At 54.8% G+C, this 15,294-nt stretch carries 18 protein-coding genes and 5 tRNA genes; 10 read left to right on the plus strand and 13 right to left on the minus strand.

What is annotated here, in order from left to right:
- Nucleotides 1–653: 653 nt before the first annotated feature.
- The gene (locus ACLSSQ_RS09365) at nt 654–923 is read left to right on the plus strand and encodes a hypothetical protein (protein ID WP_416242527.1); all 270 of its coding nucleotides are present in this window, start codon (nt 654–656) and stop codon (nt 921–923) included.
- A 259-nt stretch (nt 924–1,182) separates the two neighbouring features.
- A complete protein-coding gene (locus tag ACLSSQ_RS09370; protein ID WP_416242528.1) occupies nt 1,183–1,521 on the plus strand; it encodes a hypothetical protein in 339 nt (112 codons plus the stop codon).
- Between the two features lie 18 nt (nt 1,522–1,539).
- On the opposite strand, the gene ACLSSQ_RS09375 is transcribed toward ACLSSQ_RS09370, so the two are convergent.
- Both ACLSSQ_RS09375 and ACLSSQ_RS09380 read right to left on the minus strand, forming a co-directional pair.
- A complete protein-coding gene (locus ACLSSQ_RS09375; protein ID WP_416242529.1) occupies nt 1,540–1,731 on the minus strand; it encodes a hypothetical protein in 192 nt (63 codons plus the stop codon).
- A gap of 29 nt (nt 1,732–1,760) precedes the next feature.
- Nucleotides 1,761–2,282: a hypothetical protein gene (locus ACLSSQ_RS09380; protein ID WP_416242530.1), complete on the minus strand. Its 522-nt coding sequence runs from the start codon at nt 2,280–2,282 to the stop codon at nt 1,761–1,763.
- Nucleotides 2,283–2,667: 385 nt separating this feature from the next.
- On the opposite strand from ACLSSQ_RS09380, the gene ACLSSQ_RS09385 reads away from it, so the two are divergent.
- The 3 genes from ACLSSQ_RS09385 (at nt 2,668) to ACLSSQ_RS09395 (ending at nt 4,708) form a co-directional block, all read left to right on the plus strand.
- Nucleotides 2,668–3,024 (plus strand): hypothetical protein, encoded by a 357-nt coding sequence (locus ACLSSQ_RS09385; protein ID WP_416242531.1) that lies wholly within the window; start codon nt 2,668–2,670, stop codon nt 3,022–3,024.
- A gap of 325 nt (nt 3,025–3,349) precedes the next feature.
- Nucleotides 3,350–4,258, plus strand: a complete 909-nt coding sequence (locus tag ACLSSQ_RS09390) for a hypothetical protein (protein WP_416242532.1) — start codon at nt 3,350–3,352, stop codon at nt 4,256–4,258.
- A gap of 84 nt (nt 4,259–4,342) precedes the next feature.
- Nucleotides 4,343–4,708 carry a hypothetical protein gene (locus ACLSSQ_RS09395; protein ID WP_416242533.1) on the plus strand — a complete coding sequence of 122 codons (366 nt, stop codon included), beginning with the start codon at nt 4,343–4,345 and terminating at the stop codon, nt 4,706–4,708.
- 185 nt (nt 4,709–4,893) lie between these two features.
- On the opposite strand, the gene ACLSSQ_RS09400 is transcribed toward ACLSSQ_RS09395, so the two are convergent.
- Nucleotides 4,894–5,163 (minus strand): hypothetical protein, encoded by a 270-nt coding sequence (locus ACLSSQ_RS09400; protein WP_416242534.1) that lies wholly within the window; start codon nt 5,161–5,163, stop codon nt 4,894–4,896.
- A gap of 166 nt (nt 5,164–5,329) precedes the next feature.
- Nucleotides 5,330–5,662, minus strand: coding sequence for a hypothetical protein (locus ACLSSQ_RS09405; protein WP_416242535.1), 333 nt, complete (start codon nt 5,660–5,662; stop codon nt 5,330–5,332).
- Nucleotides 5,663–5,855: 193 nt separating this feature from the next.
- Between ACLSSQ_RS09405 and ACLSSQ_RS09410 the strand changes: the two genes are divergently transcribed.
- The gene (locus tag ACLSSQ_RS09410; protein ID WP_416242536.1) at nt 5,856–6,245 is read left to right on the plus strand and encodes a DUF2958 domain-containing protein; all 390 of its coding nucleotides are present in this window, start codon (nt 5,856–5,858) and stop codon (nt 6,243–6,245) included.
- Between the two features lie 23 nt (nt 6,246–6,268).
- Complete coding sequence (locus tag ACLSSQ_RS09415) at nt 6,269–6,604, plus strand: hypothetical protein (RefSeq protein ID WP_416242537.1); 336 nt, start codon at nt 6,269–6,271, stop codon at nt 6,602–6,604.
- Between the two features lie 132 nt (nt 6,605–6,736).
- On the opposite strand, the gene ACLSSQ_RS09420 is transcribed toward ACLSSQ_RS09415, so the two are convergent.
- Nucleotides 6,737–7,990, minus strand: coding sequence for a tyrosine-type recombinase/integrase (locus ACLSSQ_RS09420; RefSeq protein ID WP_416242538.1), 1,254 nt, complete (start codon nt 7,988–7,990; stop codon nt 6,737–6,739).
- A gap of 50 nt (nt 7,991–8,040) precedes the next feature.
- Here ACLSSQ_RS09420 and ACLSSQ_RS09425 point away from each other — a divergent pair.
- Nucleotides 8,041–8,125, plus strand: a tRNA-Leu gene (locus tag ACLSSQ_RS09425).
- Between the two features lie 639 nt (nt 8,126–8,764).
- On the opposite strand, the gene ACLSSQ_RS09430 is transcribed toward ACLSSQ_RS09425, so the two are convergent.
- The 7 genes from ACLSSQ_RS09430 to ACLSSQ_RS09460 form a co-directional block, all read right to left on the minus strand.
- A tRNA-Gly gene (locus ACLSSQ_RS09430) sits at nt 8,765–8,840 on the minus strand.
- A gap of 48 nt (nt 8,841–8,888) precedes the next feature.
- Nucleotides 8,889–8,964, minus strand: a tRNA-Gly gene (locus tag ACLSSQ_RS09435).
- A 16-nt stretch (nt 8,965–8,980) separates the two neighbouring features.
- Nucleotides 8,981–9,054: transfer RNA gene (locus ACLSSQ_RS09440), tRNA-Cys, on the minus strand.
- Between the two features lie 52 nt (nt 9,055–9,106).
- Nucleotides 9,107–9,182 (minus strand) — tRNA-Gly (locus ACLSSQ_RS09445).
- Between the two features lie 81 nt (nt 9,183–9,263).
- Complete coding sequence (pgsA, locus tag ACLSSQ_RS09450; RefSeq protein ID WP_014237523.1) at nt 9,264–9,839, minus strand: CDP-diacylglycerol--glycerol-3-phosphate 3-phosphatidyltransferase; 576 nt, start codon at nt 9,837–9,839, stop codon at nt 9,264–9,266.
- The gene (gene uvrC / locus ACLSSQ_RS09455) at nt 9,840–11,690 is read right to left on the minus strand and encodes an excinuclease ABC subunit UvrC (protein ID WP_130458497.1); all 1,851 of its coding nucleotides are present in this window, start codon (nt 11,688–11,690) and stop codon (nt 9,840–9,842) included.
- A gap of 7 nt (nt 11,691–11,697) precedes the next feature.
- Nucleotides 11,698–12,360, minus strand: coding sequence for a uracil-DNA glycosylase (locus tag ACLSSQ_RS09460; protein WP_416242539.1), 663 nt, complete (start codon nt 12,358–12,360; stop codon nt 11,698–11,700).
- 57 nt (nt 12,361–12,417) lie between these two features.
- Between ACLSSQ_RS09460 and earP the strand changes: the two genes are divergently transcribed.
- Together earP and efp are read left to right on the plus strand one after the other, a co-directional pair.
- Nucleotides 12,418–13,599, plus strand: coding sequence for an elongation factor P maturation arginine rhamnosyltransferase EarP (gene earP, locus ACLSSQ_RS09465; protein WP_416242540.1), 1,182 nt, complete (start codon nt 12,418–12,420; stop codon nt 13,597–13,599).
- Nucleotides 13,600–13,703: 104 nt separating this feature from the next.
- Nucleotides 13,704–14,261, plus strand: coding sequence for an elongation factor P (efp, locus tag ACLSSQ_RS09470; RefSeq protein ID WP_014237519.1), 558 nt, complete (start codon nt 13,704–13,706; stop codon nt 14,259–14,261).
- A gap of 165 nt (nt 14,262–14,426) precedes the next feature.
- Here the strand turns inward: efp and ACLSSQ_RS09475 are convergent, their stop codons facing one another.
- A complete protein-coding gene (locus tag ACLSSQ_RS09475; RefSeq protein ID WP_014237518.1) occupies nt 14,427–15,272 on the minus strand; it encodes a DNA ligase in 846 nt (281 codons plus the stop codon).
- Nucleotides 15,273–15,294 lie beyond the last annotated feature (22 nt).

Raw genomic sequence — 15,294 nt, forward strand, 5'->3', positions numbered from 1 at the left:
TGTGCGTTTTAAGAAAATTTTTACCTAGACTTTAAAAACAGAAAAGTTTAGCGGTTCTTAAAAAGAACACTTTCCTTGTTAACTTAACCTTTCAAAAGCCTTGGGGCGGGGGTGTTTGTGTTAATCACACGGATACCTGTGGGGGTCAGTCGTTAACCTATCTCACAGGCTCTATGGCTCTCACATACGTTATTTAGCAACCTTTTCCAGTTAAGTTTTTTACTATTTGGAAAAAAGAAAGGTTGCGTTGTTTTAACTTCTTCCTCTTATCGCTTAATTGCATTTTGCAAGTAACCCCCCCTTAGTTGCATTTCACAAGTAAGTTAGTTGCACTTTGCATTTAAGGTAGAGAGAAACCAAGGAGCAAAAATTTCACCTTCCTTTTTCCAACTCGCCCCCCTCTACTAAAATCTGGCGCCAACGAGTGGCGCCTTTTTTTACCCCTCCCTAAAATATTTTACTTAATTGCATTTTGCACTAAAGCGCTTAAATACTAGGCCTCAGAGCCTTGACAAAAATATTTGAAAAAAAAGTTGAAAATAGTTGTTGACTTTCCAAATTTGTCGCTATATTAAGTAAGAACAAAGAAATTGTGAAGTAACAAAAAAAGGACAACATTATGATCACTTAACTAACCATTTGGAGGTAACACAATGTCCACAATAGCTCAGAAACAAACAACCGTAAACACAACCCTAGTGCTTATCGAAATAGCAGGCAAAGGTGGCGGCAAATTTTACAGCCCCCGCTACTACGGAGTAGCAGAAATTGCAGAGGGCAGCATATACACAAAGTCCGATGCTAAAAACGTTATAAAAGTGCACAACTGGTTCGAGTACAACTACTACGCAGGAAAAGGTGCTAACAGCACAAAGGCTAAGCAAGAGAAAAAGGCACAAGCCCTGTTCGACAGCATCAACTAAAGAACGGTAGCCAAAAAAAAAGGAGAGTTAAGCTCTCCTTTTTCGTCTCTGCCTCCTATACCCGCCTTTTTTCACTGCCACTTTTTTAAGCACCCACCCCTTTTATAGCAACAACAAGGCTCAAGATACTTTTGACAAAAATATTTTGAAATAATTGTCAAAACTACAAATTTGTCGCTATATTAGGTAAGAGCAAATAAATTGAGAAGCAACAACAAGGACAACAATGTGACAACTTAACTTTTCAGGAGGTAACAAAATGACACAATTAATGTATGTAGCAACCATAATCGCAGGTTTCGCAGCAGTAGCTTTTGCGGGCTTCCTGGTTTACGAAGTATCAGCTTTTAAGAAGCGGAAGGGTGCACAAAAGGAACAAGCAGCGCTGGAGCTAGCAGCGCTAAAAGCTGGGGTGGACGAGGTGCTGGCGGTAGATATTAAAAGCGTAATGGCTAAGAATGATTTTGCAGCGGAAGGTATTCTGGTAGCGCGTATAGCACCTGAGCAAAAAGCAAAGCAAGCGGCGGCGGACTCGAAAAAGCAGCGAGACAAGCAGCTTGAAAGAGAGTTGCGCTACGGTAAAAAGAAGGCGGCTTAACCAACAAAAAACCCCGCACTAGGCGGGGTTTCTCTTTGAATAACAGGTGCGTACAAGCCGCACATTGCCCTTTTCTTTTTCGTGGAACATAACGCTTTGCTCATAAAACTCTGCTAATTCTGCAACATCAGCGTCTGTCAGGTACTCTTCAAACTCTCGGAGCTTTAGCGCAACCACGTTTTCAGACTTTTCGGCTTCCTTATCTTTCATTACGCACCCCTTTTAGCTTTACGAAGCAATTAGAAGTTGGCAATTTTACCAGTTTCTTTGTCGATTATGCCGTATTCGCCACCTCGAGCGGGGTCTTTAAAGCATTCTTTATAGTCAGCATCGGATTTCTTGCAGACTACTCTACGAACGATAGGGGCAGATACCAAGGTAGCCTCTCCTGCTTTTTCGGAAGCTTCCGAAATCGGAGGTACCCATACATCTACCACATCGCCTTCTTGCACTGGAATTTCTGAAACGGAAGTTACTTTCATATAGGTAATGTTCATGCGAAAACCTTTGCTGAAAGACTTCATATCAGTGGACACGATAACTCCTTGAGCGGAGTCCATCTTGGAATTCCAAGGGGTTCTTCCCGCCTCGGTTTTATCCACAAAAGAAAGCACCTTGGGGCTATCCTTCAGTTTTGAAGCCGAAACGACTTCTCCACGAAGTTCAGTGTTGGTGTACTTCTTTACGACAGTACCACAACCAGACAAAGAAAAAACTGCTACCGCAGCCAAACCCACCATTAACATCTTTTTGTAGTTCATTTGAAAATTCTCCTTATAATTTATGACCTATGGCGTAACTAAAAAACTAAGCACCTAGTATAGCAAAAAAGGAGGTAGCGCGAAGCTCCTCCTTTTGAATCAGTACACCCTTACTTTTCGCTGTTTACTTCAACGGGGGGGAACTGTTTACGAATCCAGCCCACTAAAAACCCAAGGTAGCAAACGCCAAGGATGAAAAACAGGGTAGGAAACTTAGCTGCGTATTCCATTAAAACTCCTTATCCTTAAAATTGAATGATGTGGTAAGAACAAATCAGTTGCTCTTACTTAATATAGATAAAAATATCCAAAACCAGCCAATTTTTCTAAAATATTTTTAGCATTGTACCTATACCTCTTATATCCATTTTCAAGAGGAGGGTTAATGTTGGAGACAGGAGGAGTTTATGTGGGGATTGACCCAGGCAAATCTGGTGCTATCTGTGCTATTAACAGGGGCAAAGAAGTGGTTCCCATGTTCGATATGCCTCTAAAAGCTAACCCCAACAAAAAAGAGAATGGGAGGAAGAAAATTGACACAGCCATGGTTTTAACCCTTCTTTTCCAACTCGCAAAAGATTACGGGGGCATTCGCTATGCGGCGTTGGAGCGGCCACACGCCATTTTTGGCAAGGCAACTAAGTCAGCTATGTTTACCCGTATCGAACACCGTATTAAACCCTGTATCGAAACTCCTGTATTGGCAACCTGTATAGGTGAATTTCTGTCAAAAATTCTCTAAAACGTAGCTTAATTGCAGAATGCAACTAAGGTGAAGGGAGGGCTTTTAGTCCGCCTTTTTATTTGCCTAACCCCGTATTACACCCCACCTACGCCCCTTCCCTCTTCCCCTTTTCGTCAAATACCCGTCAAGTAAACCAAGCCCCCTAGCTGGACCTTAGCCTTTTCCAAAAACTCTGGCGGTTTCAAGGCCCAAGTGCAACATTTCCGAAGAAGGAGATGCTGCATGAAGCAACATTACGAACACCTGAGTGCGGAAGAGCGGGGTGCCATCATGGCCCTCACTCTGGCCTACTCCCTAGAGGTAGTGTCCACAACTGCTATAGGTGTTTAAGGCTCCTCACCTCGAAAATCTGCTTAACGAGCAGGAGAAGAAGTTTACCCAGCAGACAAGCAACCTGGAACTGCTGAAACGGGAGCTTGAGCTACAGTCCACCAACGGCATTATTAACTCGGAAGAGTACCTAAAACGTTACAACGACGAGCGAGTAAGAACCATTGAGCTACTAAAGGAAACGGTAGCCGCAATGGAAGCCGTGGCTAACGCTGACAACCCTGAGCAGCTGCGCAAGATTCGGGAGACTAAGCTTCAGATTGCAGAGCTAGAGCTAGTTGGAAATGAAGCAGCAAAGAGCCTAGGAGAAGCCTTCTCTAATGCCGCCGTTGATGGCATCGGTAAGCTAATCGAGGGCACTGAGTCTCTGGCCGACGTTCTGCGGAATTTCACAGTAACTGTCCTAAAGGAGCTTCAGAACCAGCTTGCAAAGTCCCTCTCCAGCCAGATTTTCACAGCCATGGGAGGCTCTAGCAGCACTGGCGTTTTCGGCTCTGTGCTGGGCTTCCTAGGCATGCCTGGCTTCGCAACGGGTGGCTATGTTGTTGGACCTGGCACAACTACCAGTGACAGCATTCCCACCCTGCTATCTAACAAGGAATACGTGATTAATGCAGCTATGGTTGATAGGTTTGGGAAGGGCTTCTTCGACACAATCAACTTTGGCGGGCGTATCGACTGGAGCAAGGCCGTGCGCCGTGCTGGAGGAGGCTTGGTAGGCTCTGGTGTTGCTGGTGGCGTCTCCCTGCCAGCCGCTGGCCAGCCCTCTTCCATCACTGTGGTCAACAAGCTTGACGCTGGCGTGTTTGAGGAGTCTTTGCAAACAGAACCAGGGTCCAGGGCCTTACTGGCTGCCGTTAGTAAGAACAAAGCCGCAGTTAGGCAGGCGCTTGGAGTTTAAAGGCGGTGGTATAGTCCACAGGGGTGGCTAAGGCTAGCCACCCCTGCCAGCCCCCAGCTGGGGCCTTTCACAAGGAGCTTAGACATGAGTAAACCTGCCGTCGTAGACGGCTTATCGAACCTGTTTGACAAATTTTCAGGCCCTGCTTTACGTGCGGGCCATACCTCTGAGCGCATTTGCAAGCTTCTCGAAGGCGGTGTATCCCCTTCGGACATTGCAGCGCTGCTACAAGGCAATAGCGCCAAAGGCGCTAAATACACTGAGGCCGAAGTTTTAGCATTCGGCAAACTATACCAAGATGCTCGAAGTAAGGTGGGCATCACCACGGCACAAAGCCGCAAGCTCCTAAAAGAAGCGCAAAAGCAAGAGGCCATTGCGCTAGCCCTTAAGCAGTTTTACAAGGACGTTAAGGAGCAATCCTACAAGCTTCTTAGTAAGGACTTAGCTTAAAACCACTAAGCCCTTACCTACAAACAAAAAAGCCCCCTGCATTGCACAGGGGGCTTTTTCTTGGACCTATTAAACAACTAACTAACTATTTTTCACTAACAAGGAGTAAACACAACGAATCATCACTTTCATTGTATTTAGTATAGCGAACAAATTCTAAAACCAACGACTTTTTTTAAAATATTTTATTTGTAGGTAAAGAACCCATTGCCAACTGAATCTTTTTGACCGTCAATCAGAGGCTGCCCCGTTATGCTGACAGGGGTTGCACCACCGCCAGCAAAGCGGACATTGAAGCGGACAAGCAGCCACAATAGCACGGCAGCACCTACCGCAATGCCGAAGCACTGAAGTGAACCTTCTACGGTTTTAGCAGTAAAACCCGCATAGACAAAGAATGCTTCGACCAGCAGGAAGGGCCAGCCAGCCGCTACAAAGCGTAAAACCTTTTTCATTGCAACTTCTCCTTTTCCAATTCGTAAAAATAAACTTCACTGGCAAGAGAGGCAACCTACTAATCATTCAACTACCAGTATATACCATCTGCATCGAACACACAAGTAGTAAATATTCCGCCATCCTAATTGGAAAAGAGGGGCTAGAAACCCCTCCTCCTGTCTTTTAGCGTTTTCTACGTCCATCCAATTCTTCAGCTTTAGCTACCAAAGCAACAACCAAAGGTAGCGCAGCTTCAGGGCTGCTATTACGTAGCTTCAAAGTCTCTTCTACAGACTCGTCCAGCTTTGCCCTGATGTATTTAGAGGCAGTAGAGTAATTAGCTCTGTTCTTAATGTTCAGCTTGTATTGCTCGTTGTAGTAACCGACAAGCAAGCGAATAGCCTTGTTCCCCAATACCTTAACAATACGCTCGTAGTCTTCTTGTGCAATGTGCACAGAAGAGGAAGGCTGATGCCTGTAAGCGTATAGCTTAATAATACCTGGGTGGCTCTTCATAGGGGTTCGTGTTGCGGCTGTGTCTAGCATAGTAGTCTCTCCAAAATAAGTTAATGACACTTAATATAGATACTTTTTACCAGAAACTAACAAATATTTTCATCCCCGCAAAAATAAATGCTAACTCTCACAAATTGTCTCTATATTAAGTAAGAGGACAACTTTTAACGTACTTTCTAGTAAGAGGACCGTTATGCCTACGCTTAATAGCATTGTTGCAAACAATAGTGCTGCAAAGTTTGCTGAAGTTCTTCCCAAGCTGTATGCGCAAGAGAACCTTGAGAAACAGATTTGCTTCTTAAAGTTCTTCCTGCCTGGGACGGGTTTTACGTGGTACATCATGGAGTTTGACGGAGAAGATACCTTTTTCGGCTATGCGAATCTCGGTGATACGCAATACGCTGAATTGGGCTATTCGTCTCTGTCCGAGCTTTCAGGGCTGCAACACGGTTTCTGCCGTGTTGAGTTGGATAAGCAGTTTGTTCCCGCTTATCTGGCTGACTGCAAAAAACATGAGGAAGACAATTCCCGCCCCCTGACACCTGTGCAGTCGGCGGAATGGGTTGTTCTTTTCACCAAGTAAGCAACTTTTCTGGAGTAGCAAAAATGGTAAACAACGATTTGTTTATGAAAGCTCGTGTGTCTGCTGGTTATACCTGTGGCGCTCTTCGCAATCTGCTTAAAGGCTGCGACGACCCGATTTTGCAGGAGTTGATTAACGGGCACCTGCAACAAGTTCAGGCTGTGGAAGGTGCGCTGAAGCGTATCGCCGTAGCTTTCGGCATGGAGCAGCCTTACGAGGCGAAGCAGCAGAAGCAGCAGGCTTCTAACAACGGCAGCAATGCTGGGGGAGGTAGCGAGGATGGTGCTAACGGCGGGTTCACTGCCCGCAAGCAATTCAACCGCAATAGCAACTGGAAAGGAACAGGCAACCGAAACTAATCATTCATAATTCAAAGGCCCCTTAATCGCAAGATTAGGGGGCCTCTTAATTACGTTAAAACTCTATTCACAAATTACAAATAAGGCACTAAAAACAACGCCTTATAACAAAAAACTCTATTCACACACAGCTTAAAAGGAGCGAGTCTTAACAGGACTTTCTTTTAGCTGTTGCTCAATGGGCTTGTGAGCTTCAGGCTTAATTTCCTGTCCGGCTTCTTTAATAAGGGCTTGCTCCGTCCAAGCACTCAATAGCCGTTCATCGTCCTTTTCTCTCACGCTGTCAATATGCTTCCTCAGCTTCTCTGCCCGAATGTGAGCATACTTGTGCAAAGCCGCTAAAGATAAGTGCCCTGACAGAACCGCAATCTGCGCATCGGACATTTCAGTTTCTTCATACCAACGGCTAATGCGCTCGTGTCTGAAAAGGTGCGGCACAGTAGCAGGGTCCAGCAAGTGCCCTACTTTCTTTTTAATCACCTTCCAAGGTTCAGCATATCTATAAGGCACCCAAATCTTATATTTTCTGTCCAGCCAAGGGAATACAAACTGGCAATCCTTAGGGCGGGAATCTCTTTTAAGCCAGCTAACAAGGTGCTGCATGTCTTGCTCGTTTACAACAATAGTTCTGGCGTTAGTGTTTTTAGTCTTTTCCAGGAAGATTTGGTTCTTTTCAATGTTAATAGCTTCAAGCTTCAATTCTGCTAATTCACCAGGACGACACCCTAAAGCCAGCAACATCCAGTAAAACATGTAGGCTTCTCCGTCGTCGTCTTCAACTTCCTTGGAGTAGTGCGTTAAAACATCAAAAATATAGGCCTCTTGGAGTGGTGTTATACGGGCATTCCTAGACTTGCCCTTAGGCTTCTTAACACCCCGCACAGGGTTAGCTAGGTTGTAGTCCTGATGTTCGTTTAGAAAGTTAAACACAGAGCTAATAAATGCCATGTGCAGCCTTACACTGTCTTCTTTGTAAAAATCTCCCGTCCTAGGGGATTTTCTAGCTAGCATGGTGTCCCTGTATTTGCGCAGGGTGCGGTTGTCCATGCTGTGCACTTCTTCGCCGCCCAGCTCTGCCAAGGGGTGCTTGCTAGCCTTCTTCTCACCTCGCTTCGTATTAGCTGGCTTCTTCTCAAACTGGCGGCTCTCAAAATACAGGGCCGCAGCTTCTCTAAACAAGAGCCTGGGCTTCTCCCCTTCCTCAGCCTCTGCAATCGCCACAGAGGCCTTTTCTACCGCTCTCTTAAGCCGTAGTTGCTCTTCCCTTGCAGTTGCCCAGCTGAGGGCGTCTCTCTGGCTGTCAAAGGTCTTAGATTCGGCTTTAAACCCTGCTACTCGGGCTTGCCCTCTCCATTTGCCTGAGGGGAGTTTTTGCGCTGTAGGCATATGCTAAAATCTCCTTCCTTTTCCAATTCGTCAGGTTTTAGCTTCACCGTGCCCCCATGGTGAAATTGGTAAACACACGAGACTTAAAATCTTGCGCCGCAAGGCTTGCCAGTTCGATTCTGGCTGGGGGCACCACTAGGCGTGTGCAGCACACTACCGGAAAAGTCCGCTGGTGTGCAAGGCAAATTGCACATGACACGCACTAGGACTAGTTGGAAAAGAAGGGCAAAAGCTCAGGGGCAACAAGCACAAGCCTATGATTATTAAGGTTTTTCTGTGCTTATTAAGGTTGCAAAATGACTGTGCGAAGGCACATAAGAAAAGCGGATTTTAAGTCCGCTGTGTATACCAATTTCACCACCCGGGCGGATGCGAAAGGCAGGATTATAGCGGCTTCCCGCCGGGCGGGGCAGCCAGAACGCCAAACGGCGAGGCCTTCAGGCCTGGGTATCGATGATCCTGCCGGTCACCTGCCCTTGCCCGTTGACGACGGGGGACGGCGCTTGGGCCGGGTTCTGACTGCCGCCCTTGTCGCCGGCGACCGGTGCCGCGGGCTGGGAATCCCAATCTGGCGGCCAGATTGGTGCGCGCCACGATGGCGAACATATTGCCGTTGCTGATCGGTTTGATGCCCATGGGAGACTCCCGCCGACGCGTCTACCTAACTGTAGATGATGCAACGGGAAAGTGCGGGAAGAGAATCGGCCCGGGGAAAAGCTGCGGCGGAAGGCTGAATGCAAAAAGGGCAGTGCTTGCGCACTGCCCTTTTCAATTTGGAGCGGGAAAAGAGTCTCGAACTCTCGACCTCAACCTTGGCAAGGTTGCGCTCTACCAACTGAGCTATTCCCGCATGAAGCTTTTTACTGCCGGCCGGACATCGATCCGGCCTTGGTGAAACTGGAGCGGGAGAAGAGTCTCGAACTCTCGACCTCAACCTTGGCAAGGTTGCGCTCTACCAACTGAGCTACTCCCGCGTATTACTTTTCAACCTGGAGGCGCGAGCCGGAGTCGAACCGACCTACACGGATTTGCAATCCGGTGCATAACCGCTTTGCTATCGCGCCAGAAACATTCTTACTGCTGCTGAAGAAAGCGGTCAGCTCTCTCCTGGAATTCTGGAGCGGGAAAAGAGTCTCGAACTCTCGACCTCAACCTTGGCAAGGTTGCGCTCTACCAACTGAGCTATTCCCGCGTCGTGTTGATCAGTGCTGCAATCAACGAGGTCCGCATTATAAGGCCTTTCGCGGGCCTGTCAACAGTTCTGCGACGGCAATTATTTTTCCGCGTGCTGGACGATTTGCGGCCAGGCCATGCGCATGTAGTAACCCATGGACCACAGGGTCAGCACGGCGGCGATATAAATCAACCACGTACCGGCGGCCATGACGTCGATGCCGGCCACCGGCTCCTGCAGCAACAGCAGGGGAATGGCGGCCATCTGGGCTGTGGTCTTGATCTTGCCGATCATGGACACGGCCACGCTTTTCGAGGCGCCGATCTGGGCCATCCACTCGCGCAGGGCGGAAATGGTGATTTCCCGGCCGATGATGACGGCGGCGATGACCGCGTTGGTGCGATCCAGCTGCACCAGCATGATGAGGGCCGTGGCCACCATCAGCTTGTCCGCCACCGGATCGAGGAAGGCGCCGAAAGCCGAGGTCTGGTTGAGGGCCCGGGCCAGGTAGCCGTCGAACCAGTCGGTGAGGCCGGCCACGACGAAGACCAGGGTGGCGATCAGGTTGCGCTCCTGCAGGCTGGCCCAGGATTCGGGCACGTAGTAGATGCCGATCAGCAGGGGGATCAGGACGATGCGCAGCCAGGTGAGAAGGATAGGTATGTTGAAGGGCATTCAGTGCAACGCCGAATAGATTCGTTCCGCCAGATCCCGACTGATGCCAGGCACTTCGGCCAGCCGGTCCACGCTTGCGCCGGCGATGCCCTGGAGTCCGCCGAAATGGGCGATCAGGGCCTTGCGCCGGGTCGGGCCGACCCCGGGGATTTCCTCCAGGGTCGAAGTCCTGCGGGCCTTCCCGCGCTGGGCGCGGTGTCCGGAAACGGCGAAACGGTGGGACTCGTCGCGGATTTCCTGGATCAGGTGCAAGGCCGGGTGTGTCGAGGGCAATTGTAACGGCTTTCGCCCGTCGGGAAAGATCAGTTGTTCCAGCCCGACCTTGCGCTCCACGCCTTTGGCGACGCCGATCATGGGCACATGGGTCAGTCCCAGTTCCTCCAGGGCGCTGTAGGCGACGCCGACCTGACCCTTGCCGCCGTCGATGAGGATCAGGTCCGGACAGACGCCCTCCCCCACCGCCACCTTGTCGTAGCGTCGGGATACGGCCTGGCGCATGGCGGCGTAGTCGTCGCCCTTCTGGATGTCGCGGATGTTGTAGCGCCGGTATTCGGACTTGCGCATGCCGTTGCCCTGGTACACCACGCAGGAGGCCACGGTGGCTTCGCCCTGGGTGTGGCTGATATCGAAGCACTCGATGCGCTGCGGCAGCTCCGCCAGGCCCAGGGCTTCCTGCAGGGCTTCCAGGCGCTGCCCCTGCATGGACAGGGTGGCCCGGCGCGAGGCGATGGCGATGCGGGCGTTCTGCACCGCCATTTCCACCCACATGCGGTGGGCCGTCTGGCGCGGCTCCTGGATCGGCACCGGCCGCTCGGCCAGGGCCGCCAGACTCTCGGCCGCCTCTTCGTCCGCCGGCGGCACATTGACCAGGATGCGGGCGGGAATGGGATGCTCCCGGTAATGCTGGTCGAGGAAGGCGGCGATGGCCTCGGCCGGCTCGCAATCCGCCGCATTCTTGGGAAACAGGGGCTTGTCGCCCAGGTGCTGGCCGCCGCGGATCATGGCCAGGTTGAGGCAGAGCATGCCCGACTCCTGCACCGCCACCACCACGTCCGCATCCTCGTCGCGGCCGCTGTCCACGTACTGTTTTTCCTGGATGCGGCGCAGGCCCTGGATGCGGTCCCGCAGCACGGCGGCCTGTTCGAAGGCCAGGGCCATGGAGGCCTGTTCCATGGCTTCGGTCAGGCGCTGGATCACCTCGTGCTGCTTGCCCTTGAGGAACATGGCGGCCAGCTGCACGTCCTTGGCGTAATCCTCGGCGGAGATAAGGCCGACGCAGGGACCGCTGCAGCGGTGGATCTGGTACAGCAGACAGGGCCGGGAGCGGTTGGCGAAGACCGAATCCTCGCAGGTGCGCAGGTGGAAGGTCTTCTGCAGCAGGTGGATGGAGTCCCGCACCACCGAGGCCGCCGGGAAGGGGCCGTAGTAGTCGGCCTTGCGGTCCGGAGCGCCGCGGAAGAAGGCCAGGCGAGGGAATTGATCCCGGGTCAGCTGCACATAGGGGTAGGACTTGTCGTCCCGGAAGAGGATGTTGAAAGGCGGGTCCAGGCTCTTGATGAGGTTGTTTTCCAGCAGCAGGGCCTCGGCCTCGGAGCGGGTCACGGTGGTGTCGATGCCGCAGATGCGGCTCACCATGAGGGCGATGCGGGGGCTGGAAACGGTGCGCTGGAAATAGGACGAAACGCGCTTCTTCAGGTTCTTCGCCTTGCCGACATAGAGCACCTTGCCCTCGGCGTCGAGCATGCGATAGACCCCCGGCAGGTCCGTCAGGGTCGCCAGGAAGGTCTTGGCGTCGAAGGCCGGCGCTGCCGGCCCGGCCGCCGGGGCCGTTGCTTCCGGAGACTCGCTCATGGCGTCCTCAGCCGAGCCGGTCCAGCGTGTCGCGGATGGCGCCCACCACGGCCTCGAAGCCCTCGGTGGTGAGGCGCCCGGTGCGGGTGTTGTAGCCGCTGCAGTGGTAGCTGGTGAACGTCTCGATGCCGCCGGGCAGCACATGGCGCACGGCATGGCCGAAGGGGTAGTCCTTCACCTTCAGGCCAAAGGTGCGCAGCACCGCCTGGTGGGCCACGGCGCCCAGGATGAGGATGGCCTGCAGGTTGGGCATGCTGGCGATTTCCTGGCCCAGGTAGTCGTTGCACTGGCGGATTTCCACCGGCAGGGGCTTGTTCTGGGGCGGCAGGCAGCGCACCGCGTTGGTAATGCGGCAGTCCTTCAGCTCCAGGCCCGTATTGGCCCAGCCTTCCGCATTGAGGGGCCAGGCCTCGGTGGCGAAGCCGAACTTGTGCAGGGAGGGATAGAGCAGCTCCCCGGCGATGTCGCCGGTAAACGGCCGACCGGTGCGGTTGGCACCCCGCTCCCCGGGGCCCAGGCCCACCACCAGCAGGCGGGATTCCAGGCTGCCGAAGGACGGCACCGGGCGGGCATGCCAGTCCGGGTCCCGCTGGCGGATGGCGGCCAGATGGGCGGCCAGGCGGGGACAATCGGTACAGTCGGTGGAAAAGGTCTGGGTCGGGGCAAGCATGGGGAAAAAGGTCCGTGACAACGAGGCGGAAAGGCTGAAATGGTACCATGCGGCCCCATGGAAGCCCCCGCCCCGGTGCCCCTGGCGCCCGCCCGCCCCAGCCTGTCCTGGGATATTTTCTGCACCGTCGTGGACAACTACGGCGACATCGGCGTCTGCTGGCGCCTGGCCCGGCAACTGGCGGCGGAGCACGGCTTTGCCGTGCGCCTGTGGGTGGACGACCTGGCCAGTTTCGCCCGCCTCTGCCCCGAGTTGCAGGTGGAGCGGGATTGCCAGACGGTGGCCGGCGTCACCGTGCAGCGCTGGGCCGGCGATTTCGCCCAGGTGGAGGCAGCCCAGGTGGTGGTGGAAGCCTTCGCCTGCGAACTGCCGGAAAACTACCTGGCCGCCATGGCCCGGGCGCCCCGGCCGCCGGTGTGGATCAACCTGGAATACCTGACGGCGGAGGACTGGGCCAGCCACTGCCACGGCCTGGCCTCGCCCCACCCGCGCCTGCCCCTGCTCAAGTACTTCTTCTTCCCCGGTTTCGACGTCCGTACCGGCGGCCTGCTGCGGGAACGGGCGCTGATCGGCCAGCGGCAGGACTTCCAGGCCGATCCCCTGGCCCGAAAGGCGCTCTGGCAGCGCCTCGGCGCCACCCCCACGGCGGCGGAACGGGTGGTGTCCCTCTTCTGCTACGGCCACCTCCCCGTGGCAAGCCTGCTGGACGCCTGGGCCCAGGCCCCCTCCCCGACCCTGTGCTTCATGCCCCTTGGGCCGGCCCTGCCGGAAGTGACCGCCTGGAGCGGCGGCCGGCTGACCCGGGCCGGAGACCGGCTGCAGGTGGGCGCCCTGCGCCTGGTGCTGATGGACTTCCTGCCCCAGGCCGACTACGACCGGCTGCTGTGGGCCTGCGACCTCAACTTCGTCCGCGGCGAGGATTCCTTCGTCCGCGCCCAATGGGCCACCCGGCCCCTGGTATGGCAGATCTATCCCCAGGAGGAAAACGCCCACGAGCCCAAGCTGGAGGCCTTCCTCGAAGCCTACAGCGAGGGCCTGGAGACGGCCGCGGCCCAGGCCCTGCGCACCTTCTGGCGCGCCTGGAACGGTCTCGACCCCGCCCAACCCGGAGCCTGCTGGCCCGCATTCGAGCGGCAGCTGCCGGCCTTGCTGGCCCATGGCTGCCAATGGAGCGATTTGCAGGAAAATCGCCCTGACCTGGCGGAATCCTTGGCGCGTTTTTGCCGAAACAAGCTATAATCACGCGCTTTATTTTTGGCTTGGGCTTTCGGGTCGCGTTTTAACTTCTTGCGCCCCCTCGCTTCCTTGGCCAGACCCTCAAATTATTTTCCGCAGGATTGACGATGAAGACCGCCCAAGAACTCCGCTCCGGCAACGTGATCATGGTGGGCCCCGAAGCCCTGGTGATCCAGAAGACCGAATACAACAAGTCCGGCCGCAACGCTGCCGTGGTCAAGATGAAGATGAAGAACCTGCTGACCGGCGCCGCCAGCGAAGCAGTGTACAAGGCCGACGAAAAGTTCGAAGTGGTCCAGCTGGATCGCAAGGAAGTGACCTACTCCTACTTCGCCGATCCCATGTACGTCTTCATGGATGCCGACTACAACCAGTTCGACATCGAAGCCGACAACATGACCGACGCCCTGAAGTACCTGGAAGACGGCCTGGCCTGTGAAGTGGTGTTCTACAACGAGAAGGCCATCTCCGTCGAACTGCCCAACTCCGTGGTGCGCGAAGTGACCTACACCGAACCCGCCGTCAAGGGCGACACCTCCGGCAAGGTGCTGAAGCCCGCCAAGATCGGCACCGGCTTCGAGCTGATGGTTCCCGCCTTCGTGGAAATCGGCGACAAGATCGAAATCGACACCCGCACCGACGAGTACAAGAACCGCGTGAAGTAATCCTTCCCCGGGTTCCAGCAAAAAGGGCTGCCGCGGCAGCCCTTTTTCTTTGCCCTCCGGTTGCGGCCATTTCCCCATGCCGGCCCGGGGCGCCTATTCCAAGCCGCTCTCCGACATGGCATCGCCGCAGCCCCCGCCCCGCCTGCCTGTCAGCCCACCCGGCCTTCAGAAATCCTGCCGCACCCGCCAGTAGCTGGCAAAACGGGGCAGGCCCGTAGCTGTCAGTTCCCGATAGCGGTAGGTAATCAGGGCCCCCACGGGCGGCGGCTGACGCCGCTCTGCGGCGGAAAAGCCGGTGCCCAGGCTGAACCGGCGGCCATCGGGCATCTCCACCCGCAGCGCCCCCAGCATGCCGGCGTAGCGGCCCTTGCCCGGCAAATGGGCCACCACTCGGGCCTCCGCATCGAGCCAGGGTTTCACCTTGAGCAGCACCTCGCTGCGGCCGGTGACATAGGGCGCATCGGCCCGATGCAGCATCAGGCCTTCGCCGCCGCCCCGCCGCACTTCCTCCAGCCGGGCCAGCAACTGAGCCCTGTTCGCCAGGCGGAACTGCTCCACCGTCTGCAGCCAGGGCACCCGGGCGCCGGCCACCAGCGCTTGCAGGCGCTGCAACCGCTCGCTGAAAGCGCCCTCCCCGCCCGGCAGTTCGAACACCATGTAGCGCACCTGCCGCCATTCGGCATCGTCCGGCAGTTCCCGCCGCACCGTGGCCGAGAGCCGCTCGAAATGGCCGCGCCCGGCCCACAATTCCCCATCCAGGGGCGTGGCCGGCAGTGCCGCGACAAACCAGGCCGGCGCCGCCACCGGGCGGCCGCTGCGAAAGCGCAGCACCTGGCCGTCCCAGACCGCCCTGACCCCGTCCAGCTTTTCACTGACCCAGTAGGCGGCCACGTCCTCCTGGCCGGTGTAGGTTTCGGCCAGGAGCAGGGGCGGCGGCGGAACGGTGGGGGACTGGGCCCACAGCGGGCTCCAGCCAAGGGAGAGAAGCAGGAGCAGCAGGCGGCGGATCATGGTGAATGCTCCCGCCTGGCTG

The organism is Azospira sp. APE16 (assembly GCF_047901315.1).
In the GTDB taxonomy this organism is placed as follows: domain Bacteria; phylum Pseudomonadota; class Gammaproteobacteria; order Burkholderiales; family Rhodocyclaceae; genus Azospira; species Azospira oryzae.